Origin of the sequence: Arcobacter acticola (assembly GCF_013177675.1) — a bacterium.
Classification (GTDB): domain Bacteria; phylum Campylobacterota; class Campylobacteria; order Campylobacterales; family Arcobacteraceae; genus Aliarcobacter; species Aliarcobacter acticola.
Genome location: NZ_CP042652.1, coordinates 122,417 through 146,135, shown reverse-complemented (window position 1 = coordinate 146,135; position 23,719 = coordinate 122,417). Strand labels below are relative to the sequence as shown.

23 protein-coding genes are annotated in these 23,719 nt (G+C 28.1%); 7 read left to right on the top strand and 16 right to left on the bottom strand.

Annotation, left to right across the window (positions count from 1 at the left end; genetic code table 11):
• Nucleotides 1-7: 7 nt before the first annotated feature.
• The gene (locus AACT_RS00755) at nucleotides 8-1,270 is read left to right on the top strand and encodes a homoserine dehydrogenase (protein ID WP_172124042.1); all 1,263 of its coding nucleotides are present in this window, start codon (nucleotides 8-10) and stop codon (nucleotides 1,268-1,270) included.
• A gap of 16 nt (nucleotides 1,271-1,286) precedes the next feature.
• Complete coding sequence (locus tag AACT_RS00750) at nucleotides 1,287-2,645, top strand: MATE family efflux transporter (RefSeq protein ID WP_172124040.1); 1,359 nt, start codon at nucleotides 1,287-1,289, stop codon at nucleotides 2,643-2,645.
• Here the strand turns inward: AACT_RS00750 and AACT_RS00745 are convergent.
• The 16 genes from AACT_RS00745 to hisF form a co-directional block, all read right to left on the bottom strand.
• Nucleotides 2,642-3,337, bottom strand: coding sequence for an HvfC family peptide modification chaperone (locus AACT_RS00745; RefSeq protein ID WP_172124038.1), 696 nt, complete (start codon nucleotides 3,335-3,337; stop codon nucleotides 2,642-2,644). The genes AACT_RS00750 and AACT_RS00745 overlap by 4 nt on opposite strands.
• A complete protein-coding gene (locus AACT_RS00740; protein WP_172124036.1) occupies nucleotides 3,327-4,151 on the bottom strand; it encodes an MbnB/TglH/ChrH family RiPP precursor modification enzyme in 825 nt (274 codons plus the stop codon). The genes AACT_RS00745 and AACT_RS00740 overlap by 11 nt, the downstream gene beginning before the upstream one ends.
• A 25-nt stretch (nucleotides 4,152-4,176) precedes the next feature.
• A complete protein-coding gene (locus AACT_RS00735) occupies nucleotides 4,177-4,488 on the bottom strand; it encodes an HvfA family oxazolone/thioamide-modified RiPP metallophore (RefSeq protein ID WP_172123743.1) in 312 nt (103 codons plus the stop codon).
• A 55-nt stretch (nucleotides 4,489-4,543) separates the two neighbouring features.
• The gene (locus AACT_RS00730; protein ID WP_172124034.1) at nucleotides 4,544-5,122 is read right to left on the bottom strand and encodes a YceI family protein; all 579 of its coding nucleotides are present in this window, start codon (nucleotides 5,120-5,122) and stop codon (nucleotides 4,544-4,546) included.
• 91 nt (nucleotides 5,123-5,213) lie between these two features.
• The gene (locus AACT_RS00725) at nucleotides 5,214-8,330 is read right to left on the bottom strand and encodes an efflux RND transporter permease subunit (RefSeq protein WP_172124032.1); all 3,117 of its coding nucleotides are present in this window, start codon (nucleotides 8,328-8,330) and stop codon (nucleotides 5,214-5,216) included.
• Nucleotides 8,331-8,336: 6 nt separating this feature from the next.
• Entirely contained in the window at nucleotides 8,337-9,350 is a 1,014-nt protein-coding gene (locus AACT_RS00720; RefSeq protein WP_172124030.1) for an efflux RND transporter periplasmic adaptor subunit, read from the bottom strand.
• Nucleotides 9,347-10,543, bottom strand: coding sequence for a TolC family protein (locus AACT_RS00715; RefSeq protein ID WP_172124028.1), 1,197 nt, complete (start codon nucleotides 10,541-10,543; stop codon nucleotides 9,347-9,349). Before AACT_RS00715 ends, AACT_RS00720 begins: the two co-directional genes overlap by 4 nt.
• Nucleotides 10,543-10,926 (bottom strand): FixH family protein, encoded by a 384-nt coding sequence (locus AACT_RS00710; protein WP_172124026.1) that lies wholly within the window; start codon nucleotides 10,924-10,926, stop codon nucleotides 10,543-10,545. Before AACT_RS00710 ends, AACT_RS00715 begins: the two co-directional genes overlap by 1 nt.
• A 71-nt stretch (nucleotides 10,927-10,997) precedes the next feature.
• Nucleotides 10,998-12,152, bottom strand: a complete 1,155-nt coding sequence (locus tag AACT_RS00705; RefSeq protein ID WP_172124024.1) for a sensor histidine kinase — start codon at nucleotides 12,150-12,152, stop codon at nucleotides 10,998-11,000.
• Entirely contained in the window at nucleotides 12,130-12,789 is a 660-nt protein-coding gene (locus AACT_RS00700) for a response regulator transcription factor (RefSeq protein WP_172124022.1), read from the bottom strand. The genes AACT_RS00705 and AACT_RS00700 overlap by 23 nt, the downstream gene beginning before the upstream one ends.
• Nucleotides 12,790-13,042: 253 nt before the next feature.
• Nucleotides 13,043-13,309 carry an RNA-binding regulator gene (gene rbp, locus AACT_RS00695; protein ID WP_172124020.1) on the bottom strand — a complete coding sequence of 89 codons (267 nt, stop codon included), beginning with the start codon at nucleotides 13,307-13,309 and terminating at the stop codon, nucleotides 13,043-13,045.
• 53 nt (nucleotides 13,310-13,362) lie between these two features.
• Nucleotides 13,363-14,772, bottom strand: coding sequence for a glutamate--tRNA ligase (gene gltX / locus AACT_RS00690; RefSeq protein WP_172124018.1), 1,410 nt, complete (start codon nucleotides 14,770-14,772; stop codon nucleotides 13,363-13,365).
• Between the two features lie 92 nt (nucleotides 14,773-14,864).
• Complete coding sequence (gene rlmN / locus AACT_RS00685) at nucleotides 14,865-15,947, bottom strand: dual-specificity RNA methyltransferase RlmN (RefSeq protein WP_172124016.1); 1,083 nt, start codon at nucleotides 15,945-15,947, stop codon at nucleotides 14,865-14,867.
• A 20-nt stretch (nucleotides 15,948-15,967) separates the two neighbouring features.
• On the bottom strand, nucleotides 15,968-16,504 hold the full coding sequence (locus tag AACT_RS00680) for a phosphorylase family protein (RefSeq protein ID WP_172124014.1): 537 nt from the start codon (nucleotides 16,502-16,504) through the stop codon (nucleotides 15,968-15,970).
• Nucleotides 16,501-17,184, bottom strand: a complete 684-nt coding sequence (locus tag AACT_RS00675) for an SIMPL domain-containing protein (RefSeq protein ID WP_172124012.1) — start codon at nucleotides 17,182-17,184, stop codon at nucleotides 16,501-16,503. The genes AACT_RS00680 and AACT_RS00675 overlap by 4 nt, the downstream gene beginning before the upstream one ends.
• A gap of 1 nt (nucleotide 17,185) precedes the next feature.
• Complete coding sequence (gene hisF, locus AACT_RS00670) at nucleotides 17,186-17,947, bottom strand: imidazole glycerol phosphate synthase subunit HisF (RefSeq protein ID WP_172124010.1); 762 nt, start codon at nucleotides 17,945-17,947, stop codon at nucleotides 17,186-17,188.
• A gap of 73 nt (nucleotides 17,948-18,020) precedes the next feature.
• Here hisF and rsmA point away from each other — a divergent pair, with 73 nt between their 5' ends.
• Genes rsmA through AACT_RS00645 form a run of 5 tightly spaced genes read left to right on the top strand, consistent with a single transcriptional unit; the run spans nucleotide 18,021 to nucleotide 23,717 of the window.
• Nucleotides 18,021-18,818, top strand: coding sequence for a 16S rRNA (adenine(1518)-N(6)/adenine(1519)-N(6))-dimethyltransferase RsmA (gene rsmA, locus AACT_RS00665; protein WP_172124008.1), 798 nt, complete (start codon nucleotides 18,021-18,023; stop codon nucleotides 18,816-18,818).
• Nucleotides 18,802-20,766, top strand: a complete 1,965-nt coding sequence (locus AACT_RS00660) for a ribonuclease J (RefSeq protein ID WP_172124005.1) — start codon at nucleotides 18,802-18,804, stop codon at nucleotides 20,764-20,766. The genes rsmA and AACT_RS00660 overlap by 17 nt, the downstream gene beginning before the upstream one ends.
• Before the next feature lie 11 nt (nucleotides 20,767-20,777).
• Nucleotides 20,778-21,740 carry a KpsF/GutQ family sugar-phosphate isomerase gene (locus AACT_RS00655; RefSeq protein WP_172124003.1) on the top strand — a complete coding sequence of 321 codons (963 nt, stop codon included), beginning with the start codon at nucleotides 20,778-20,780 and terminating at the stop codon, nucleotides 21,738-21,740.
• Nucleotides 21,737-22,543 carry a pseudouridine synthase gene (locus AACT_RS00650; protein ID WP_172124001.1) on the top strand — a complete coding sequence of 269 codons (807 nt, stop codon included), beginning with the start codon at nucleotides 21,737-21,739 and terminating at the stop codon, nucleotides 22,541-22,543. Before AACT_RS00655 ends, AACT_RS00650 begins: the two co-directional genes overlap by 4 nt.
• Nucleotides 22,527-23,717: a replication-associated recombination protein A gene (locus AACT_RS00645; RefSeq protein ID WP_172128465.1), complete on the top strand. Its 1,191-nt coding sequence runs from the start codon at nucleotides 22,527-22,529 to the stop codon at nucleotides 23,715-23,717. Before AACT_RS00650 ends, AACT_RS00645 begins: the two co-directional genes overlap by 17 nt.
• Nucleotides 23,718-23,719: the final 2 nt, after the last annotated feature.

Genomic DNA, 23,719 nt, shown 5'->3' with positions numbered 1-23,719 from the left:
ATATACTATGTTAAAAGTTGGAATTATTGGAGTTGGTACAGTTGGAGCAAGTGTTGCTAATATTTTAAGAGATAATAAAAATATTATAACCGCACGTGCTGGAATTGAGATTGTACCAACCATTGGAGTAGTTTCAAACTTACATAAAACTAGAAATGTTGATATTAAATTAAGTGATAATATTGATGATGTATTAAATGATGATTCAATTGATGTTGTTGTTGAGTTAATGGGTGGAATTGATAAACCAAATGAAATAGTAAGAAAAGCTTTATTAAAAGGTAAAGCTGTGGTTACTGCTAATAAAGCTTTATTAGCATATCATAGATATGAACTTCAAGAACTTGCAGGTGACATTCCTTTTGAATTTGAAGCAGCAGTTGCTGGAGGAATTCCAATTATTAATGCCCTAAGAGATGGATTAAGTGCAAATCATATTAAATCTATTCAAGGTATCATGAATGGAACTTGTAACTATATGTTAACAAGAATGATTAATGATGGTATAAAATATGATGATATTTTAAAAGAGGCTCAAGATTTAGGTTATGCTGAGTCTGACCCTACTTTTGATGTTGGTGGATATGATGCTGCTCATAAACTTCTAATCTTAGGTTCTATTGCTTATGGAATTGATGTTAAACCTGAAGATATTTTAATTGAAGGTATTCAAAACATTTCAAGTGCTGATATTGCTTTTGCAAAAGAGTTTGAATTTTCAATTAAACTTTTAGGAATTGCAAAAAAAGTAGGAAATGAGATCGAATTAAGAGTTCATCCTGTTATGATTCCTGAAGATAAAATGATTGCAAAAGTAGATGGTGTTATGAATGGGATCTCTGTTATTGGAGATAAAGTTGGTGAGACTATGTTCTATGGAGCAGGAGCAGGTGGAGATGCAACAGCATCTGCAGTGGTTGCAAATATTATAGATATTGCAAGACGAGGAAAAGGTTCACCAATGCTTGGTTTTGAGAATCAACCAGGTGAAAAAGTTACTTTAATGGCAAAAGAAAATATTCAAACTAAATATTATCTAAGACTTGAGGTTGCTGATAGACCAGGAACATTAGCAAAAATCGCTACAATCTTAGGAGACAACTCAATTTCAATTGAAGCTATGATGCAAAAACCTCTAAAAAATGCAACTGCTAACCTACTTTTAACTACTCATATTTCTGTTGAAAGAGATATTTTAAAAGCTATAGTTGAACTTGAAAACTCAGGCGTAATCATCAGCAAACCTGCGATGATAAGAATAGAAGAATAGTTTCTATTCTAATAATTTGAGAAAAAATACACAACATCTAACCACGCAAGATATTCCAAGCTTGATAAAACAACTAGCAATTCCTGCTAGTGTTGGAATGTTTTTTAATACTATGTATAATGTAGTTGATACATTTTATGCAGGGCTTATATCAACCCAAGCAATCGCAGCTTTATCCTTATCTTTTATGATTTTCTTTTTGATCATTGGTTTTGGATATGGTTTTTCATCTGCAATTACTGCACTTTTGGGAAATGCTCTTGGTAAAAAAAGATATAAATTAGCTACTATTTATGCACATAAGGGATTAATTTTTGTTCCTATTATAGGATTAAGTTTAAGTATTATTGGATATTTTGCAGCTCCTTGGCTTTTTAAACTTTTAGGTGCGCAAAATGAATATCTACAAATTTCTCTTGATTATATAAATCCTATTTTATTTGGTGCAATATTTTTTATGTTTAACTTCTCATTAAACTCTGTTTTAGTGGCAACTGGAGATACTAAAACATATAGAAATAGCTTGATATTTGGATTCTTTGCAAACTTAGTTTTAAATCCTATATTTATTTATGGGTTTTTATTTATACCTGCAATGGGAATAAAAGGTATCGCAATAGCAACGGTTCTAATTCAAGTTATAAATATGTTTTATATGCTTTACAAAGTATTACAAACAAAACTTATTCACTTTGAAAATCTTAAATATTTCATACCTGATTTAAGAGTTTATAAACAGTTTTTAACTCAAGGATTACCTGCAAGTTTAAATATGCTTACAATGGCTATTGGTTCACTTATTCTTACATATTTTGTATCACACTATGGGATGGAAGCAGTTGCTGGTTATGGAATAGGATATAGAGTTGAACAATTAATGCTTCTTCCTGCTCTTGGTCTTAGTACGGCTGTTTTAACACTTGTTTCAAATAACTTTGGTGCTAAAAAATATGATAGGGTTATAGAGACTTTAAAAACTGCATTAAAATATGGATTTATTATCTCAACTGTTGGAATAATAACTCTTACAATTTTAGGTAGATTTATCATCACTCAATTTGATTCTAATCCTATTGTTGTTGGTTTTGGAGTTGATTATTTACTTGTTGAAATTTGGATTTTTTATGCTTATATTGTTTTATTTGTATGTGTTTCAACTCTACAAGGTATTAAAAAACCTAAAATGCTTTTATATATAGGACTTTATAGACAAATCTTTGCAAAACTTGTAATTGCATATTTTATAGTTAAATTCTTCGAACTTGATTTTATATATTTATGGTTTGGAATTTTATTTATGATTTATAGTGCTGCTATTTTTGCATATTTTTATACAAACTCTTTATTAAAGAAAATTTGTAATAAAACATTCTAATTTAATGCAAGCGCCCTATTTTGGATAAGTTCCTTTAAAGGCTCTTGTAAAATCTCTTTAGCTTCATTAAATTCTATTTCATTTTCTTTACATATCTCATTTAAAGTAGATTCTAAAGTAGAATATTTCATTTTTTTGATCAATACATAGATAAACTGATTTATTTCTCTGAATAAAACCTCATCGGTATTAAAATCATAATAGATTATTAGATAATTCTCTCTTTTTTCTTTATGATTTGCATTTATAATGTCATATTGAAATTTTTTTACTCTAGCACTTTTTGAAAGACAATAATAACTATCCCAAGAGAAATCATTTTCTTTTAGCTTATACTCTTTCATATATATTTCAACTTCAATCCAGTCAAAATATAAAAGCTCATATAAGTATTTCCTATCATGAAAAAGTTTTAGTTTTTTTACAAACTTAATATAATCATTTGCTATTTTCCAAACAAATTCTGTTTTAGGAGGATTTTTTAAAAATTCATAAATAGAGTTTTCTAATTCTCTTTCAGAAATATTCTTTATAAATTGAACAAAGGTGCTTTTTATAATCTCTTCATATCTATAAAAGACTAATTTTTGATAAACTTTAAAGGCATTGGAAGTTTTGTTCTCTTTTTGATTTGTAATAAGGTCAAAAAATCTATCTTGAATTTCTCTTTCTATTGTTTTATCAGTTTGCATTTCTAACTCTTTGAACAATATCTTTCATTTGATTATATTCACTTTGCAGCTCTAAAAGCGGTGGGATATTATTATCCCTTTCTATCATAATAGGTGCATCTAGCTGTTTTAAAGTATATTCAAGTAATTTCCAAACTCCAGAACAAACTGGCATTCCATGAGAATCTATTTTCATATCAAACTCATTATCATGATAATGACCTGCAATATGCATATATGCTACTTTTGATTTATCAATTTCATCTATAAATCTTCTTGATTTAAAAGAGTGATTAGATGCATTTACGAATACATTATTCACATCTAAAAGCATTTTAGCACCTGATTTATCTAAAACTTCATTTATAAAATCAACCTCAGCCATTTCAGAATAAGGAACTAAATAGTATGTTGCATTTTCAAGTATCAAATTTCTTTGAATAATATCCTCAACCTCTTTTACTCTATCACTTATTATACTCACCATATTTTTAGTCATTGGAAGTGGCAATAATTCATAACTTTGATTTCCATCAAGTGAAGAGAAGCTAAGATGCTCAGAATAGTGTTCGATATTATATCTATCTAAAAATGTTTTGATTTGTTTAACGAATTTTTTATTTAGTTTATCAGCAGACCCAATTGATAAAGATAAACCATGTGCAACTGTGGGTTTTGAGAAAACTGCCTCTTCAAAGGCTTTTTCAAATATTTTAGGCATATGCATCCAGTTTTCAGGAGTTATCTCCCAAAAATCTGGATTAAAATCGCTGTTTTTTAAATCTAATAGAAAATCACTTCTAAGACCTAATCCACAACCTTTTATATTTAGCATATTATATCTTTTGTAGAAGCTTTAATTATTTGCTTCCACATTTACCAGCACCACAAGAACCTGTAGCTTTTTCTTTCATTTCAGATTTCATCTCTTTTTTCATATCTCCACCACATTTACCTGCTCCACAAGAACCTGCTGCTTTTTCAGTAACTTCTTTTTTCATATCTCCACCACATTTACCTGCTCCACATGAACCTGCTGCTTTTTCAGTAACTTCTTTCTTCATATCTCCACCACATTTACCTGCTCCACAAGAACCATTTGCTGCATATGCTGCTGATGTTGTAAGTGCTGCTCCTAAAATTAAACCTGCTAATTTCATTTTATTATTCATTTTATATCCTTTTTTTATATTTATTCATTATGTTTTAAAATTTTTTACTTAATTTTTACTTTTCTTTTGCTTGAACGTCAACGATAATTTTTACTTCTTCACTAACTGCAACTCCACCTAGTTCCAATGCTTTATTCCATTTTAAATCATAATCCATTCTATTGATTTTACCATTTAAAGTAAATCCAACTCTAGTATTACCTTCAAAATCTTTTATTGTTGCTAGATCTTCAACATCTAAAACAACCGATTTTGTAATACCTCTGATTGTAAGGTCACCAGTCATTTTACCTTCATCACCATTAGATTCATAAGATTTCATTTCAAAAGTCATTTTTGGGAATTTTTCAGATAAGAAGAAGTCGTCACTTTTTAAATGGTTATCTCTTTTCTCAATACCTGTATTAACTGATGCTGTGTCAATATTTGCTTTAAAAACTTTAAAATTTTTTGTAGCTGCATCAAAATCAATTGTTGCATCATATTTTTTAAAATCACCCTTTACATTTGTAATCATTAAGTGTTTTACTGAAAATCCTACATTTGTATGACCTGCATCAAGTGTATAAACACTTGCACTTGCTAATCCAGCTGTTAGTACTAAGGCACTTGTTACTTTTGTTAAAAAATTCATTTTCTCTCCTTATATTTATTCAAGTTACTTAGAAATTATAATAAAATTTTGTGTAGTAACTGTTTAGATTATATTATTTTATTTATTTAACTTAATGAGGCAAATCAGCCTCTTGCATTTTTCCATTTTTTCTAATTGCAAGAATATAAAATATCGAAGGAATGATAATTAAAGTTAAAAATGCCGAAGAAAGCATCCCTCCAATCATAGGAGCAGCAATTCTTTGCATTACTTCACTTCCAACCCCATGTATATACATAATTGGAATTAAACCACCTAAAATTGCAAATAAGGTCATAAGTTTTGGTCTTAATCTTAAAACCGCTCCTTTATAAATTGCATTAAAGATATCTGATTTATCTATTTGTAATTTTTTTTCATTTAGCTCATGCATTGCTTCATGCAAATAAACTAACATTACTATTGATGTTTCAGCAGCAACTCCAAGTAGTGCTAAAAAGCCTACAATAACAGCAATTGATATATTAAAATTCAAGAACTCTAAATAAAATATTCCTCCTGTTAGAGCAAATGGTAATGTAAAGAAAATTATCATTGTATATGTTAAATTTCTTAAAGCTAAATATATAAGAACAAATATAATCACAAAAGTTAATGGAATAATATAAATAAGTCTTTGTAAAGCTGATTCTAAATATTCACTCTGCCCTGCCCACTCATAGTAGTAACCACTTGGTAGTTTTATATCTTTTAACAACTCTTTTGCTTCTTCTTTATATTGATTAGCAGATATGCCATCTTTTGGGGTAATATATATAAAATTTACATTTAATGCTTTTTCAGATTTTATTACAGATGGTCCCTCTTCATACTCTAAATTAGCAAACATTTTTAAAGGCTGAAAACCTAATTTAGTTTTAACTTGTAAATTTTCTAGACTAATTAAATCCTCTCTTTGAGTTGTTTCAAATCTAAGTGTAATTGGATATCTTTCTAATTTATCTATAAATGTAGATATTTGTCCTCCTGCAACTCCTAAAGAAATAGTTGATATCACATCATTTTTACTAATTCCATATCTTGCAATCATCTCCTCTTTTATATCAATATTTAAATAATAACCTGAATTTATTTTATCAGTTGAAACAGATAGTGTTTTATCAAATTTTTTTAATTTTTGCTCAATTATTCCTGCTGTTTTTTCTAACTGCTCATGATTATTTCCATATAGTTTAATTCCTAAAGGTGTTCTAATACCTGTTAGAAGCATATCAATTCTTCCTCTAATTGGATAAGTCCAAGAATTAATTAGCCCTGCTACTTCTAACTTTTTATTCATTTCTTCCATTAGTTTTTTATATGTCATTCCTTCTCGCCATTGTGATTCTGGTTTAAATGTAACTATTGTTTCTATCATTGCTAATGGCGCGGGATCTGTTGCTGTTTGTGCTCGCCCTGCTTTTCCAAAAACAGTATCAACTTCTGGAAATGATTTTAAAACTATATTTGTTTTATTTGTTAGTTCTTTGGCTAAATCAATCCCTATTCCATAAGGAGTTACAGGCATATACATAAAAACCTGTTCATTCATCATAGGCATAAATTCCCAATTTTGTTTTTTATAAACTGGATATGCAAGAATTATTGTTCCAATAAAAATCACCACAACTAAATATCTAAGTTTTAATGAAATTTTTAGAAGTGGAGAATATAGCATTATGAAAAATTTATTTAATATATTTTTATCTTCAGCCATTATTTTTCCACGAATTAAAAATACCATTAAAATAGGAACTATTGTAATTGATAATATTGCCCCACTAATCATTGCAAATGATTTAGTGAAAGCTAATGGACCAAATAATCGCCCTTCTTGTCCAGTTAGTGCAAATATTGGTAAGAAAGAAACAACTACTAAAATAAGAGCAAAAAATATTGGTCGCCCAACTTGTTTGGCTGATTTTATAATTATCTCAATTCTTTCACTATTTGAAATATTTTCTTTTCCTTGCAAATATTTATGTGCATTTTCAACCATTACAATAGTGGCATCAACCATTGCTCCAATGGCTATTGCAATTCCACCTAAACTCATAATATTTGAGCCCATCCCAAAAGCTTTCATCATTAAAAAAGTGATTAATACAGTTATTGGCAAGGTTATAATTATAATTAATGCACTTCTAAAGTGAAATAAGAATAATCCACTAATTATCATTACAATAATTGATTCTTCAATCAATGTATTTTTTAAAGTATCAATAGCTTTATCAATTAATGAAGTTCTATCATAAGTTTCAATTACTTCAACATCATCAACTTTTAGAGTTTCTAGCTTTGCTTTTACAGCTTTTATAACTGCATATGGATTTTCACCAAACCTAACAACTACAATCCCTCCAACAGTATCACCCTGTCCGTTTAAATCAACCATTCCTCTTCTATTTGATGATGTAATATTTACATTTGCTATATCTTTTATTTTTAAAGGAATTGAATTAAAAGTTTTAACTGTAATGTTTTCTATATCAAAAACATTTTTTAGGTAAGCTTTGGCTTGAATCATATGCTCATAGCCATTTTCTAAGATAATTCTTCCACCTTTTTCATCATTATTATTTGCTAATGCTTTTTTAACATCATCTATACTTAAATCATATTGAACTAATTTATCTTGATTTAGTGTGATTTCATAATTTTTAACAAAACCACCAATTGATGCAATTTCACTTACTCCGTCAACCCCTAAAAGAGCAAATTTATAGTAATAATCTTGTAAAGTTCTAAGCTCATCTAAGCTTTTTGTTTTTGATGTTAAAGCATATTCATAAGCCCAACCAACACCTGTGGCATCAGGGCCTATTTGCACAGTTGAACCTTCTGGAAATGTTCCTTGAAGAGTTGATAACTGCTCTAAAATTCTGCTTCTTGAATCATAAATATCAGTTCCATCTTTAAAAATAATATAAATCATTGCATTTGAAAATGAACTCATGGCTCTAACTGTATCAATATTTGGCAAAGACATTAAATTTGAAATCAAAGGATATGATATTTGCTCTTCAATTGTTTTTGGACTTTGACCTTTCCATTCAACTTGAACTATAACTTGAGGTGGAGATAAATCAGGTAAGGCATCTAAACTTGTATTTTTTACAGCCCACAAAGATGCAAAAGTTAAAATGATTACTGAAAATAGCACTAAAAACTTATTTCTAACACTATATGAGATTATACTTTCTACCATTTTTCCCTACCAATCTTCATTATCAGATTCATATAATGCATTTGTAATAGCATCAGAATCAAGCAAGAATAGGGCATTGTTTATAACTTCATCATTTTCTTTTAATCCACCAAGTATTTCATACTTATTTGAAGATACTCTTTTTGCATTTATTTTTATAGGTTCAAATTCTCTATCTGAAGTAGGTTTAAAAACATAAAAAGAATCAGCTTTTTTTAAAACAGCTGTTTTTGGTAGTGTTAAAACAAGAGATTTATTTACTGTTAAATCAATTTTCCCAAACATACTTGGAACTAATTCATTATTTGTATTATCAAGTATAAATCTTACATCAACTGTTTTTGTTTTTTCATCAAAAGTAGGGTAGATAAAATCAATAGTTGATTTTATGCTAGAATGTAATCCATCAATAGATATTTGTGCTTCCATACCTTTTTTTACATAAGATAAGTCACTTTGGTAAATAGAACTAATAAACCAAATTTTATCTAAAGAAGCAAGTTGAAGTAGGGTAGTTCCCTTTTTTACGGCACTTGAGTTATTTATTTTTTTTTCAAGTAAGATACCATTTACAGGTGAGGTAACCACTATACCATTTTCATTTACTTTTGCATTTTTTATTTTTTGTTGTTCGGATTTTGAAATTGCAAAATTATCTAGTCTTTTAAGTGTTGAATTATAGATATTTTTATTAAAATCATTAGCTATTTGAAGTTCACTTTGTATACTTAAAATATCATCCGAATAAATAGAGTATAGGGGTTCACCTTTTTTTATTGACATATATGTTTTATTCGCATTTAACTTTGTAATATAACCATCAAATCTACTTACAATATCAAACAATGAGCTTTCATCTATTTTTGTTATTCCATAAAAACTTTTTGTTTGAGCTAATTCTTCTTTTTTTACTTTTACTATTTTCTTATTAAATAGTTGTTTGGCTTCTATAATTTCAGCGTTTAATGCAGATCCTAAAAGTAGGGTGCTTAGTAATATTATCTTTATACTTTTAATCATTTTATGCCTTTATTTGTAAAATATAATAAAGCAGAATAAGCTTCATAATATTTTTGTAGTTCATCTATCGCTTTTGTTTCATAAGATATTAACTCATTTAAGTTTTTAATACTTTCTTGGGGTTTAATCTTATCAAAGCTATTGTATGTCTCTATATTTTTTTGTATTTTTTCTTTAATTGGTATTATTTTTTCTTCTATTAAATTGTAATTTGTATATGAACTATTTAAACTATTTTTTAATATTTCACCTTGCATTGAAAAGTTATGTTTTAACTGTTCTAATCTATCGTTTGTCTCATTCATATTCATTTTAGCTTGAAGTCTAGCTGTATTTTCTGTATCATATATAGGAAGTGGAAAACTAACACTAACATTTACATAGTCATTAAACTTTGAATCTCTTTGAAAATAAGCCACATTTAGCATTAAATCAGGAATCTTTTTTTCAGCCTCTAAATCTGCCATATTTTTTGATTTATTTGCCATTTCCTCAAGGGTTTTAAACTTTGGGTGCTCTTGCTTTATAGTTAATAAGTTTATCTTTTTTATATCAATATTTTCATCAATTTTATCAATCTTAGTATATGTGATTTGCTCTAATTTTAAGTATGAATTATCAATCATATTTTTAAGATTTTGTTTTTGTAAACCTATATCTAAAGCCGATATTTGCGAATTTAATATCTCATTTTGAGTAACTTTTTGATATTTATATAAAGAAGTAAATAGAGCTTCTAGCTTTTTAATATTTTGTTCATAAGACTCTAAAAGATTATATTTTTTTTCTAAAAGTAAAATAGTATATACATACTCATAAACTTTCGATTCTAACTCTAGCTTTTTATCTTCAAGATTTAGTATTTGTATATTTCTATCTTTTTGGGCAATTTTCTCTTTTATTTCTAATTTTGAACCTGTTGGAATTACTTGTGATAAGCCTATAAAAGAGGCTTGCATAGCCTCTTTATCTCTTGAACTTAAATCGTTAAGCCATAAGTCATTTAATCCAAGTGACAAAGTAGGATTTTGCCACTTTTTAGATAGTGAGATTTGATGATTTGCCACTTCAATTGACTTATCTATACTTTTTAAATCATAATTATTCTCATTTGTATTCTTTACTAGCTCATCTATTGTCACAGCTGATAATAGGCAAACAGTAAGACTAAAGCATAGTAATATCTTTTTCATTATAAATTTATACTACCTTTAACTGTATGAACTGCATCATCTTTTGTTTTAAATTTTAAATGATATTGCCATGTTCCTGACATACTAAAGTTAATATTTACTTTATAAACTCCGTTTTCTAATACAGCTTTATCTTCATACTCCATATAAGGCATTCCTGGCATTTCAGGCATAAAGATTTTCATTTTTACTTTTACATCAGTAAGTACTGCACCATCTTTAGAAATTTCAATATCAAGAGCATTAGTTCCTACAATTAAACTTTTTTGAGAACTTAATTTAATGTCATAACCATCTTTTTGTCCACTTTGCTCCAAAGCTTGGGCATTTAAAAAACCAACTGTGATTAATAATGCTGCAAATATTTTGAATAAACTTTTCATTTATTTCTCCTTAGAATTTTTATATATTGTATATTATAAATTTTGTGAGGAGTTAATGTGTAGATTATGTTTTAAAAAGTTAAAGTAAAAGTACTTCCTTTTTTTAATTGTGAGTTTACTGATATTTTTATATTATAATTATTACATATTTGATTTACAATACTAAGACCTATCCCAAATCCACCTTGCTCAGTTGTTGCTCTATAATATCTTTTAAATACATCTTTTAATTTATTTTGTTCTATTCCAATGCCTGAATCACTTATTTCTAAGCTTTTATTTTCAAGTTTTATCTCTATTGTTCCAGATATTTTGTTGTATTTAATTGCATTAGATATTAGATTATTAAAAATCCTTATAAAATCGTCTTTATCTATTTTATATTCAAAATCTTCTAATTTCAATTTTATATCTATTTTCTTTTTTACTGCTAAGGGTTGAAAATACTCTAGTTGATCTATTATTATCTGTTTTAAATTTACTATTTCAATAGATTTCTTATCATAACTATTTTGTAAAAATATATATGTTAAATCTTTATACAACTCAGATACTCTTTTTGCGCTTATTCGTATTCGCTCTATTTGTTTTTCATTTAAAGTATTTGATTCTGTTGACATTAAAATAGCACTAATGGGTGTATTTAACTCATGAGTCGTATCTTTAATAAAGTTATTAAGTTTTTCTCTTTCATCTTTAATAGGCTTTAAAAACAGCTTTGCTAAATAAAATCCTATTATTGCAATAATCAAATAAATAAAAAGAAATATAAATACTATACTCATTTTTAATTTACTAATCTGCTCAAAAAACAGATTCTCTTTAATGGCTATATAATAAACTCCCAAATGACCTAAAGTGGAAGAATCAATTAAAATGAAATGTTTTTGATGTTCCATTAATGTTTTTGTAAAATCAATTCTATCTTCTAAATTTCCGAATATCTTATTTTTATTTTCATCATAAAAAGATATTTTATAATCATCAGTTTTTAATAAATAATTTTTATCAAATTCCTTATTTGTCATATGCGCAAATATTATTTTTGATGATATTTGTGAGACTACATTTTGCATATTTGATTTTGTTAAATCATAATATAATGTTTTTTCATTTTGAAAATAAAAAAAGGCAACCATTAACATTAACAAAAAAGATGAGCCCAAATATAAAGAAAGAAATCTTATAAAAGTGCTTTTTTCACTAGCCGTTAAATCTATAACCAACTCCTCTTATATTTATAATTGAGTCTTCACCCAAAATTTTACGAAGATTTTTAATATAAGTTCTAATAGTAGATGCCATTGGTGCTTCTTCATATGCCCACACATTTATACTAAGTTCTTCAATACTAACTGATTTATTTCTATTTTTTATTAAATACTCTAATACCTCACTCTCTTTTTGTGCAATATGAATACTATTTCCATTATTACTTATTGTTAAACTATCTTTATTTAGAAATATATTATTAGTTACTTCAATATTATTTGAAGGTGAGATATTGTGTAATCTTTTTATATTTTCTATTCTTAAATCTAATTCTCGCAGTTCAAATGGTTTTTTTATATAATCATCACAACCTGATTTAAAGCCTTTTTCTACATCTTCTAGCATATGAGCAGAGGTTAAAAAAATTGCAGGTGTTTTTATACCACTATCCCTTAAATCTTTCAATAATTCAAAGCCATTTATATTAGGTACATTTACATCTAAAAGCATTAAATCAAAGGTTTTAGTGTAGATTATCTCTTGTGCTTCATCCCCTGAAAAAACAGAAGTTACATTATGATTTTTCCCCAATAAGTGTTCTTGTATTATTTCATTTAAAATTAAATCATCTTCAAGTAGTAATATTTTCATTAAAATTCCTTGCTAAAATTGTAGCATAAAATTATTTAGGGATGTTTTGGAGTTTTTTTGATAAGTTATAGAAAAGCTCCTTATATTAATAAATAATTATTTATAAAATAAAAATAATTCCATATAATAGGAATTAATAAGGAGCGTCTAAATTTCTATATTTTATGATTTTTTTGATGAGTAACTTTTAAAAAAAGTTAAGCATAAGTAATAAGTTAGTAGCATTTAATATAAATGCTACTTTAACTTAAAATTAGAATTGTCTTCTTGGTCTTTCTTCTCTAGGTTTTGCTTCATTAACTCTTAAAGTTCTACCTTCGCAGTCATTACCATTTAAAGCTTCAATTGCTTTAGTCCCAGCTGATGCATCTTCCATTTCAATGAAACCAAAACCTTTTGATTTTCCTGTCTCTCTATCCATGATAACTTTTGCACTTTTTACTGCACCAAACTTTGAGAAAACTTCTTCTAACTCTTTATCATTCATTCTGTATGATAAATTACCTACGTAAATGTTCATCTATTCTATCCTTTGTAAATGTCATAATATTATGCCTGATTATTTTTAAATAATCAAGTATTTTGAAAATTTCTTTTTAAGGCAGTTTCTAATCTTGAAGAAACCTCATTAAAGCCCAATATAGCAATGATATCATATACAGATGGTGCTTGTGTTCCACCTGTTAATGCTATTCTAATTGGTTGAAATAATTGAGGGAATTTCAAGCCATTTTCAGCAATAAATGGTTTTGTAATATCTTCTACTTTTGTAACATCATATAGATCATCTTTATTTTTTTCTAATAGATTGATATATTTTTCTAAAAATGCTTTTGTATCCTCTTTTACAAATTTTTTAACTCCACTTTCTTCATAAAAACTAGGTACATCTAAAATATCTGTAATTGATTTTTTCATTTCTACTAATGTTTGTGCTCTTTGTTTTGATAAATCCAAAAGTTCTGTTCTTTTTGGATGATGAGATAAATCAATATCAAAGAATTTTAATTCTTCAATTAATCTATCATTTGATACAGCTTTAATATATTCAGAATTTAACCATAAAAGTTTTTCTGCATTAAATGAAGAAGCTGATTTATTTAAGTTTGTTGGATCAAATAATTCTAACATCTCTTCCATTGAAAATATCTCTTGATCTCCATGTGACCAACCGAGTCTTACTAAAAAATTCAATAATGCTTCTGGTAAATAACCTAATCTTTTATAATCCATAACATCCATTGCACCATCTCTTTTAGATAATTTTTTACCCGATGGATTATTAATCATTGCAACATGGTAGAATTTAGGAACTTCAAATCCTAAAGCATTATATATTACAATTTGTTTTGGCGTATTTGATAAATGGTCATCTCCTCTTATTACATCAGTCATTCCCATTAATGCATCATCAATAGCAACAACAAAGTTATACGTTGGCATTCCATTAGATCTAGCAATTACATAATCATCTACTTGATTAGCATCAAATTTCATATAACCTTTTACTCCATCATCAAACTCAATAGTTCCTATTGTTGGTGCTTTGATTCTAATAACTGGTTCAACTCCTTCTGGAATTGGTGGTAATACTTTACCCTCTTCAGGTCTCCAAGTTCCATCATATCTTGGACTTTGTTTTGCAGCTTCTTGTCTTGCTCTTAAAGCATCTAATTCATCTTTACTCATATAACATTTATATGCTTTGCCACTTTCAAGTAATTTATCAATATATATTTTATAAACATCTGTTCTTTTTGATTGATAAAACACTTCTCCATCATAATTTAATCCAACCCATTCAAAAGCATTAATAATAGCTTCCATCGCATCTTCATTATTTCTAGCTGTGTCTGTATCTTCAACTCTTAGTCTGAATTCACCACCTGTTTTTCTTGCCCATAAATAACTATATAAAGATGTTCTTAAACCTCCTATATGAAGGTAACCAGTTGGACTTGGTGCAAATCTTGTAATTGCCATTAAATTATTTCTCCTCTTCTTTTTTGTTTTGTATATAAAATCCCACGCCTGTTACAATCGCTACTAGAGCTATAAAAACTAAAAGCGATATCTCAAGAATCCCCATTTGCGTCTTTCTCCTTTAGCTGCCCACAAGCAGCACTAATATCTATTCCTTTTGATTCTCTAATTGTACATATTAATCCACGTTCATTTAAATAATCTTTAAATCTTAACATATCTTGCTCTTCAGGTCGTTGATATGTTGTTCCTGGATATGGATTAAAGTAAATTAGATTCACTTTTGCTTGAATACCATTTAAAAGTTTTATTAATTTTTTTGCAGCATCAACTGAATCATTTTTACCTTTGATTACTAAATATTCAAACATAACTTTCTTTCTAGTATCTATTGGGAATTTTTTAACTGCATCAATAATTGAAGCGATATTATACGCTTTATTCATTGGAATTAATTCACTTCTTAACTCATCATCAACAGCATGTAAAGAAATTGCTAGTTGAATTCCTAAATCTATTTGTCCCAGTTTTTCAATTTTTGATGCAATTCCTGATGTTGAAACAGTTTGTCTTCTTCTACTTATTGCTAAACCATCTAATTCAGAGAAAATGCTAACAGCTTTAATAAAATTAGTAAAGTTGTCTAAAGGCTCTCCCATTCCCATATAAACAATATTTAAAGCTTTATTTTCAGCTATATCATTATCTCTTTTTATGTTTACAATTTGAGCTATATATTCTCCAACTGTAAGATTTCTTACAAAGCCACCTTTTGCAGTTAAACAAAAAGAACATCCTACTTTACAGCCAACTTGAGACGAAATACAAACAGTGTATTTTTCACTTCTTATAATATTTCCATCTTCATCTTTTTTCTTATCTTTCATTAAAAGCAAAACAGCTTCAACAGTAAGATTATCTCTTAATTTAAAAAGATATTTAATGCTTCCATCTATACTTTGCTCTTTTTTAATAATAGTCATCACATCAATAGGATAGTTTGCTTTCAAATCTTCTTTTAATTCATTTGGTATATTTTTCATTTCATCATAAGAGTTTGCATATTTTTTATAAAGCCAGTTATAAACTTGTTTTGCTCTAAATGATGGTTTTAATTTTTCTTTTAATTCATCTAATGTGTAATCATATATAGATGGTATTCCTTCTTTTGCCATTATAATTTATCCAATTTCTTTTATTTTATTATATTTTTTTCTATTAAATATTTTGTTAATTTATCCACTGCCTCTTTGTGATTTTTTATAAAATCTTCATGGGCACTCTCATTTGTATAGTTTGTTATTACAAATATTCCAGCAACTGGAATTTCAAACTCTTTTGCAACACTTAAAATTGAAAAAAATTCCATATTTTCAATTCCAACACCATAGTCCAAAAACTCTTTACATAATTTTTCATTTGTAGATATATAATTTGATGAATTTACAATAGTGTCATTTCTAGCAAATTTATTTTCTGATTCTAAAACATTATCAAGGGGTGTATATGCACTTTGCGTTAAAAAACCAAGTTCTATATTTGAAGCTCTTTTTGATTCAACTATATCAAGTATTCGATGGTTACCATAAGAGCCCGCGCTTCCTACAAAAAGTAAATAGTCAGGTTTATCAAATAAACACATCCTAGTTAAGTTAATTGCAGATTCAATTAAACCCACACCAATAGGGTGAGCAAAAGGAAATGTTTCATTTCTTCCTGCGCAAATAATCATTTACATTCCAATGTAAAATTTGGATTAATATTGATATTTTGTTCACTATTAATAGGTGCCACATCAGCAGCTACCTTTGCTTTTGATGAATATGCCATTTCAGCTCTTGCATACATAATATTTTCATTTTGTGATTCATTAACATTTATTGTTTTAATCTCACAAGACTTTGATAACTTAGTAGATAATGTTTTTGAGTAAGATTCAAGCCAAGTAATTGACTCTAATCTTAATTCATCATAACTCTTATTTTGCAATTCATCACTTATTTTCCATGATACATTTGAAATATTCAACTTTACATCTTCTGATTTTGTACTATCTTTTATAGAAATCAATTCATCCATAAAACTATTAAGTTTTTTAGCATCTGTTGATTCAGCTGTATATCTAAGACTTCCTACATATCCCACAAATTCTTGCTTATTTTCATAATACTTATATTTTGGACTTAATGTAAAACTTCCATTTTTCAATGTAATGCTTTTATTATTTTTCATAAAATCATTAAATTTCTCTATTTCAATATTTACCTTTGATTCATCTTTTTTTTCTACATTTATATTTATGTATGTATTTAATAAATCAGGATTTACAACTTTTGAAAAACTTTTATTAAAATTTATTTCATATGAAAAAGATAAAATAGGTAATAGTAATAATGGTAACAATTTTTTCATTTTATATCCTTACAGGGATGTTATTTGCTCTTAAATATTTTTTTAAGTCCATAATATCAATCTCTTTAAAGTGGAAAATTGAAGCAGCTAATGCAGCACTTGCACCACATTCAAAAGCTTCTTTGATATGATCCATTGTTCCAGCTCCTCCACTTGCGATTACTGGAATATCAACTAATTTTGATATTTGTTGTGTAATATTTAATTCAAATCCAGTTTTAGCACCATCTGTATCCATAGAAGTTAAAAGTATCTCACCTGCACCTCTATCATAGACCTCTTTAGCCCATGCTAATGCATCAAGACCCGTATCTTCTCTACCACCTTTTACAAAAACGTGATAAGTTCCATCAGGTACTCTTTTTACATCAATGGCTACCACAATACATTGTGAACCAAATCTTTTTGAACTTTCATTTATTAAATCAGGATTACTAACAGCTGATGAGTTAATAGAAACTTTGTCACATCCTACATTTAATAAGGCGTAAATATCTTCAAGTTTTCTAATTCCTCCACCAACAGTTAAAGGAATAAAAACCTCTTGGGCAACTTTTTTAACAATATCTACAATAGTTCCTCTATTTTCATGACTAGCTGTAATATCTAAGAAAGTTATTTCATCGGCACCTTCTGCATTGTATCTTTTCGCAACTTCCACAGGATCCCCTGCATCACGAAGACCAACGAAGTTTACACCTTTTACAACTCTTCCATTATCAACATCTAAACATGGTATTATTCTTTTTGCAAAACTACTCAAATATAATCCTTAATAATAACTAGATATTATCTTATCTAATTGTAAGTTAAAAGCAGATATACTCCTTGCAATTATGGAAAAAGTAAAAGCAAAAAAACAATACGGACAAAACTTTTTAAAAGATACGACTATTTTGGATAAGATCATCCAATCGATGCCCACCAAGAATAATTACATCGTGGAAATTGGGCCTGGATTAGGTGATTTGACCAAAAACTTAGTCAAGTACAAAGATATGACTGCTTATGAAGTAGATACTGATTTAATCAGAATCTTAGAGTCTAAATTTGCAATAGAGATAGAAGAGGGTAGACTAAAACTGATCCACACTGACGTTTTAGAGGCTTGGGATAAGCAAAAGACCCTACATGATGGTAGATATGATTTAATTGCAAATCTACCATACTATATTGCAACAAACATTATATTAAGAGCGTTTGAAGATAGCGCTTGCGAGAATATTATTGTTATGGTTCAAAAAGAAGTTGCAGAAAAATTTACTGCACGGGTAAAAGAAAAAGAGTATTCATCTTTAGGTATTATTACTGAATTAATTTCTATTGATTCTAGAATTCTATTTGATGTTCCTCCTGAATCCTTTGATCCACCGCCTAAAATAATGTCCTCTATACTTTTTATAAAAAAAGATATGGATAAAGTTCTTGATAAAGATTTTAATAAGTTTTTAAAAGCATGCTTTGTGCAACCAAGAAAAAAACTTTCTAAAAACCTTACGTCAGTTCTAAGTAAAGAAGCCATTTCAGAAATTTATAAAGAGTTAAATATTGATGATAATGTTAGACCTCATGAAGTAAGTTCATCTTTGTATAGCCAAATGCATACAAGGGTAAAAGATGGAAGAAATAAATAAAGAAGAGCAGGCTGTTGTTAATAAACAAGAAATTCAGACAACTAATCAAAACGTAAACGATACTAATAGTACAACAACGACAAATGAACAAACTTCAGATGGTGTAGAAACAAAAAAACCACCTTTCAAAAAAAGAAAGCCAAAACCAAAAACTAATCCAAATGCTAATGCTGTTGTTAATCAACAAAAAGCTGAAGGATGGATTACAGACCTTAAAAAAGCACATTTAATTAATGAAAAAATTCATAGAGATAGATTAAATCCTCATTATAAATTAAATCTTAACACTGCATCAAAACTTAAAATCACACCACTTGGTGGATTAGGTGAGATTGGTGGTAACATGATGGTTATCGAAAGTGACAATGAGGCAATAATCGTTGATGTTGGTATGAGTTTCCCTGATGAGAATATGCATGGTGTTGATATTTTAATTCCTGATTTTACTTATATTAGAGAAATCAAAGACAAAATTGTTGGTATTATTATTACTCATGGTCACGAAGATCATATTGGTGCAATGCCATATTTATTTAAAGAAATGCAATTCCCAGTTTATGGAACATCATTACCTTTAGAAATGATTGGTTCAAAACTTGATGAACATAAAATGAGAGAACATAGATCATATTTAAGAGCAATTCAAAAAAGAACACCTATAAAAATAGGGGAGTTTGAAGTTGAATGGATACATGTTACTCACTCTATTATTGACTGTTCATGTATTGCAGTTACAACTGAAGCTGGAACTATGATTCATACGGGAGATTTCAAAATAGATCATACTCCATACGATGGATTACCAACAGATTTACATAGACTTGCACATTATGGAGAAAAAGGTGTTTTACTTTTAACATCAGATTCAACTAATTCACATGCACCTGGTTTTACAAGAACAGAAAAAACTGTTGGACCAACTTTTGATAGATTATTTGCAGGAGCAAAAGGTAGAATTCTTATGTCTACATTCTCTTCAAATATTCATAGGGTTGCGCAAGCAATTGAAAGAGCAATAACATTTGGAAGAAAGATTTGTGTTATTGGAAGATCAATGGAAAAAAATCTAGATTTAGCAATGACTTTAGGTTATATCAAATTCCCAAAAGATCAATTTATTGAAGCACATGAAGTAAATAAATATAATGATAAAGAAGTTTTAATTGTAACAACAGGTTCTCAAGGTGAATCAATGTCAGCACTTTATAGAATGGCAATACATGAACATAGACATATCAAGATAAAGCCAGATGATCAAATTATATTATCTGCTAAAGCAATTCCTGGAAATGAAGCTAGTGTATCTGGTATTATAAACCATTTATTAAAAGCTGGAGCTAAAGTTGCATATCAAGATTATGGTGATATTCACGTTTCTGGACATGCTTCTCAAGAAGAGCAAAAATTAATGCTTAGACTTGTTAAACCTAAATTCTTTTTACCAGTTCACGGTGAATATAATCATGCATTAAAACATGGACAAACAGGTATTGATTGTGGTGTATTAGAAAGAAATGTTTATATCATGAGTGATGGTGAGCAGATCGAAGTAAGCCCTAAATATCTTAAAAAAGTAAAAACAGTTAAAACAGGAAAAGTTTATATTGATAATCAATTAAACAACAAAATTTCTGATGATGTAATTTTAGATAGACAAACAATGGCAAACGAAGGTGTTGTTATGATTGTTGCGCAAATTAATGAGAATGACAGAACAATGGCTCAAAGACCAAAAGTTACTTCTTTTGGATTAGTTCCTGATAAACAAGATAAATTCTTCTCTAAAGAAATTGAAGATTTATTAAGTACATTCTTAGAAAATATAAAACCAGGCATCTTAAAAAATAATAGAATTTTAGAAGATGAATTAAGAAAAGTTGTAAGAAAACATTGTACGAGAAAATATAAAAAATATCCTATGATAGTTCCTACAATATTTGTTCAATAAGGATTATACAAATGGATTTTAAACAGATAGTTAAAGATTTATTATTAATAGAAGCAAAAGAACTAGAAAAAGCTGCAAATAATGTAGCTTTTGATATTGATAAAGCTATTGATTTAATCATGACTTCTAAGGGCAAGTTAATTATCACAGGTGTTGGTAAATCAGGCCTTGTAGGAGCTAAAATTGCAGCAACACTAGCAAGTACTGGAACTAGCTCATTTTTTCTTCATCCAACTGAAGCTATGCATGGTGATTTAGGAATGATAGGAGAAAATGATATAGTTCTTGGAATTTCTTATAGTGGAGAAAGTGATGAATTAGTTCAGATTCTTCCACATTTAAAGAGATTTAATATTCCATTAATTGCAATGGCTAGAAATCCGGAATCAACACTTGCAAAATATGCTGATGTTTTTATTAATATAAAAGTAGATAAAGAGGGTTGTCCTCTTGATGCAGCACCTATGTCATCTACAACTTTAACTATGGCAATGGGCGATGCATTAGCTGTTTGTTTAATGAGAAAAAGAGATTTTAAAAAAGAGGATTTTGCTTCATTTCATCCAGGTGGAAGTTTAGGAAAACAACTTTTTGTAAAAGTTGATGATTTACTACGAAAAGAAAATCTTCCTGTAGTTTCACGTGAAACAAAACTAAAAGATGCAATTTTAGTAATGAGCGAAGGAAGACTTGGAAGTGTAATAATTACAGATAAAGATGATAAAGTAATTGCACTTCTAAGTGATGGGGATTTAAGAAGAGCTTTAATGAATGATAATTTTTCAATGGATTGTAAGGTAGAAGATATTGCAACGATGAATCCAAAAAGATTAAAAAACAAAGAGCTTTTAGCAAGTGATGCACTTCAAGTAATAGAAGATTATAAAATTCAACTATTAATTGTAACTGATGAAAATGATAAATTAATTGGTGTATTACATATTCATGATTTAATAGAAGCTGGTATAAAATGAAAAAAAGAGAAGAAGAAACACAAGTAGAATTAGTAAGACTAAATAAATTTTTATCACATAATAGTAATTACTCAAGAAGAGAAGCAGATAAGCTAATCGAAGAGGGTAAGGTAAAAATTAATGGTAAAGTAGTTACTAATTTAGCTACTAAAGTTTCAAATAATGATGAAGTTGAAATTGGAAGAAAAAAAATTAAAGAAGATAAAAATAAAATATCTACTGTAATTGTTTACAATAAACCTAAGGGTGAAATTGTTTCTAAAAAAGATCCACAAGGGAGACGTACAATTTATGATTCACTTGATCATAAATACAAACACTTTTTAAGTGTAGGAAGACTTGACTACGCAAGTGAAGGTTTACTTTTACTTTCTGATAGTGTTACAATTGTTGATGCATTGATGCACTCTGATTTAGAAAGAGTTTATAAAATAAAAGTTAATGGAGTAATTACAAAACCTGTTGAAGAAGCAATGCAACACGGTTTAGAAATAGAAGATGCAACTTCAGGAGCGTATAAAACAAGTAAAATAAAATCTATGAGTTTTGCACCATTTTTAGCATATGATATATTAACTAATAGTGAAAAATTTTCTAAAATTAAAGTTGTAATAAGTGAAGGTAAAAATAGGGAGTTAAGAAGATTCTTTGCTCACTTTGGACTTGATGTACTTGATTTAAAAAGATTAGAGTATGGTGGAATCTCTTTAAATAATCTACCAACTGGAAAAACAAGATATTTAACTAAAGAGGAATACAAAAATCTTAGAATCTTTATGAATGAAGATGATAGATCTATCTAACAAGTTAAGACCAACAAATCTAGATAATTTTGTTGGTCAATCTCACATTATCTCTAAAGATAAAGCACTATATAAACTAATCAAAAAAAAAGATATTCCACACTTATTTTTCTATGGAAAACCTGGAACTGGGAAAACTACACTTGCAAAAATTATTGCTAAAGAGATAAATACAGATTATTTCTACTTTAATGCAACAAGTATAAAGATAGAAGATTTACGTAAAGTATTTGATAGATATAAAAATTCTTTAATTAAGCCTTTAATCTTTATTGATGAAGTTCATCGATTATCAAAAAATCAACAAGAAGTACTACTTCCAATTATGGAAAATTATGATGCTATAATCATAGGAGCAAGTACAGAAAATCCTTTTTTTACTTTAACATCAGCTATTAGATCAAGATCTTTTTTATATGAGTTTAAAGCTTTTACAAAAGAAGAAATGATTAAAATTCTTGATATTGCTTTAAAAGATATAGAAATAAATATACAAGATGATGCTTTAGAATATTTGATTACATCAAGTTCTGGAGATGCAAGAGCAATGCTTACCCTACTTAATTTTTCATATAAAGTATCAAATGATATTGATGTGAGTTTATTAAAAGAGTTAAGAGAGAATGTAATAGGTGATGGCGTTTCATCTTCAGATACACACTATGATTTAGCAAGTGCTATGATAAAGTCTTTAAGAGGTTCTAATATTGATGCAGCACTTTATTATATGAGTAGATTAATAAATGGTGGAGAAAGTGTAGACTTTATAACTAGAAGACTTGTTATCTTCGCAAGTGAAGATATAGGAAATGCAAATCCAAATGCACTTAATCTTGCTGTTAATACAATGATAGCTTGTAATAAAATAGGTTATCCAGAATCAAGAATCATACTTTCTCAATGTGCAATTTACCTAGCATCAAGTCCTAAATCAAATAGTGCATATAAAGCTGTAAATAAAGCTCTAGAAGAGATAAAAGCTGGTAAGATACTTGATATACCAAAACATTTGGATTCGCAGCATATAGGCTATTTATACCCTCATAATTACGGTGGATATGTTGAACAAGAATATATGAAAGAAGATTTAAAACTTTATGAGAATTCAAATATTGGATTTGAGAAGAGTTTAAATGAATGGTTAATTAAAATTAAAAGTAATAGTAAGGATTAAGA

What these genes read in the sequence shown, in the direction of transcription:
- rlmN (WP_172124016.1), bottom strand. Translation starts at nt 15,947, where the DNA reads ATGGCAAAAGAAGGAATACCATCTATATATGATTACACATTAGATGAA.
- AACT_RS00645 (WP_172128465.1), top strand. Translation starts at nt 22,527, where the DNA reads ATGATAGATCTATCTAACAAGTTAAGACCAACAAATCTAGATAATTTT.
- AACT_RS00755 (WP_172124042.1), top strand. Translation starts at nt 8, where the DNA reads ATGTTAAAAGTTGGAATTATTGGAGTTGGTACAGTTGGAGCAAGTGTT.
- AACT_RS00745 (WP_172124038.1), bottom strand. Translation starts at nt 3,337, where the DNA reads ATGCAAACTGATAAAACAATAGAAAGAGAAATTCAAGATAGATTTTTT.
- AACT_RS00725 (WP_172124032.1), bottom strand. Translation starts at nt 8,330, where the DNA reads ATGGTAGAAAGTATAATCTCATATAGTGTTAGAAATAAGTTTTTAGTG.
- AACT_RS00720 (WP_172124030.1), bottom strand. Translation starts at nt 9,350, where the DNA reads ATGATTAAAAGTATAAAGATAATATTACTAAGCACCCTACTTTTAGGA.
- AACT_RS00710 (WP_172124026.1), bottom strand. Translation starts at nt 10,926, where the DNA reads ATGAAAAGTTTATTCAAAATATTTGCAGCATTATTAATCACAGTTGGT.
- AACT_RS00735 (WP_172123743.1), bottom strand. Translation starts at nt 4,488, where the DNA reads ATGAATAATAAAATGAAATTAGCAGGTTTAATTTTAGGAGCAGCACTT.
- rsmA (WP_172124008.1), top strand. Translation starts at nt 18,021, where the DNA reads ATGGAAAAAGTAAAAGCAAAAAAACAATACGGACAAAACTTTTTAAAA.
- AACT_RS00655 (WP_172124003.1), top strand. Translation starts at nt 20,778, where the DNA reads ATGGATTTTAAACAGATAGTTAAAGATTTATTATTAATAGAAGCAAAA.
- AACT_RS00675 (WP_172124012.1), bottom strand. Translation starts at nt 17,184, where the DNA reads ATGAAAAAATTGTTACCATTATTACTATTACCTATTTTATCTTTTTCA.
- AACT_RS00650 (WP_172124001.1), top strand. Translation starts at nt 21,737, where the DNA reads ATGAAAAAAAGAGAAGAAGAAACACAAGTAGAATTAGTAAGACTAAAT.
- gltX (WP_172124018.1), bottom strand. Translation starts at nt 14,772, where the DNA reads ATGGCAATTACAAGATTTGCACCAAGTCCAACTGGTTACCTTCATATA.
- AACT_RS00660 (WP_172124005.1), top strand. Translation starts at nt 18,802, where the DNA reads ATGGAAGAAATAAATAAAGAAGAGCAGGCTGTTGTTAATAAACAAGAA.
- AACT_RS00680 (WP_172124014.1), bottom strand. Translation starts at nt 16,504, where the DNA reads ATGATTATTTGCGCAGGAAGAAATGAAACATTTCCTTTTGCTCACCCT.
- AACT_RS00730 (WP_172124034.1), bottom strand. Translation starts at nt 5,122, where the DNA reads ATGAATTTTTTAACAAAAGTAACAAGTGCCTTAGTACTAACAGCTGGA.
- AACT_RS00700 (WP_172124022.1), bottom strand. Translation starts at nt 12,789, where the DNA reads ATGAAAATATTACTACTTGAAGATGATTTAATTTTAAATGAAATAATA.
- rbp (WP_172124020.1), bottom strand. Translation starts at nt 13,309, where the DNA reads ATGAACATTTACGTAGGTAATTTATCATACAGAATGAATGATAAAGAG.
- AACT_RS00740 (WP_172124036.1), bottom strand. Translation starts at nt 4,151, where the DNA reads ATGCTAAATATAAAAGGTTGTGGATTAGGTCTTAGAAGTGATTTTCTA.
- AACT_RS00715 (WP_172124028.1), bottom strand. Translation starts at nt 10,543, where the DNA reads ATGAAAAAGATATTACTATGCTTTAGTCTTACTGTTTGCCTATTATCA.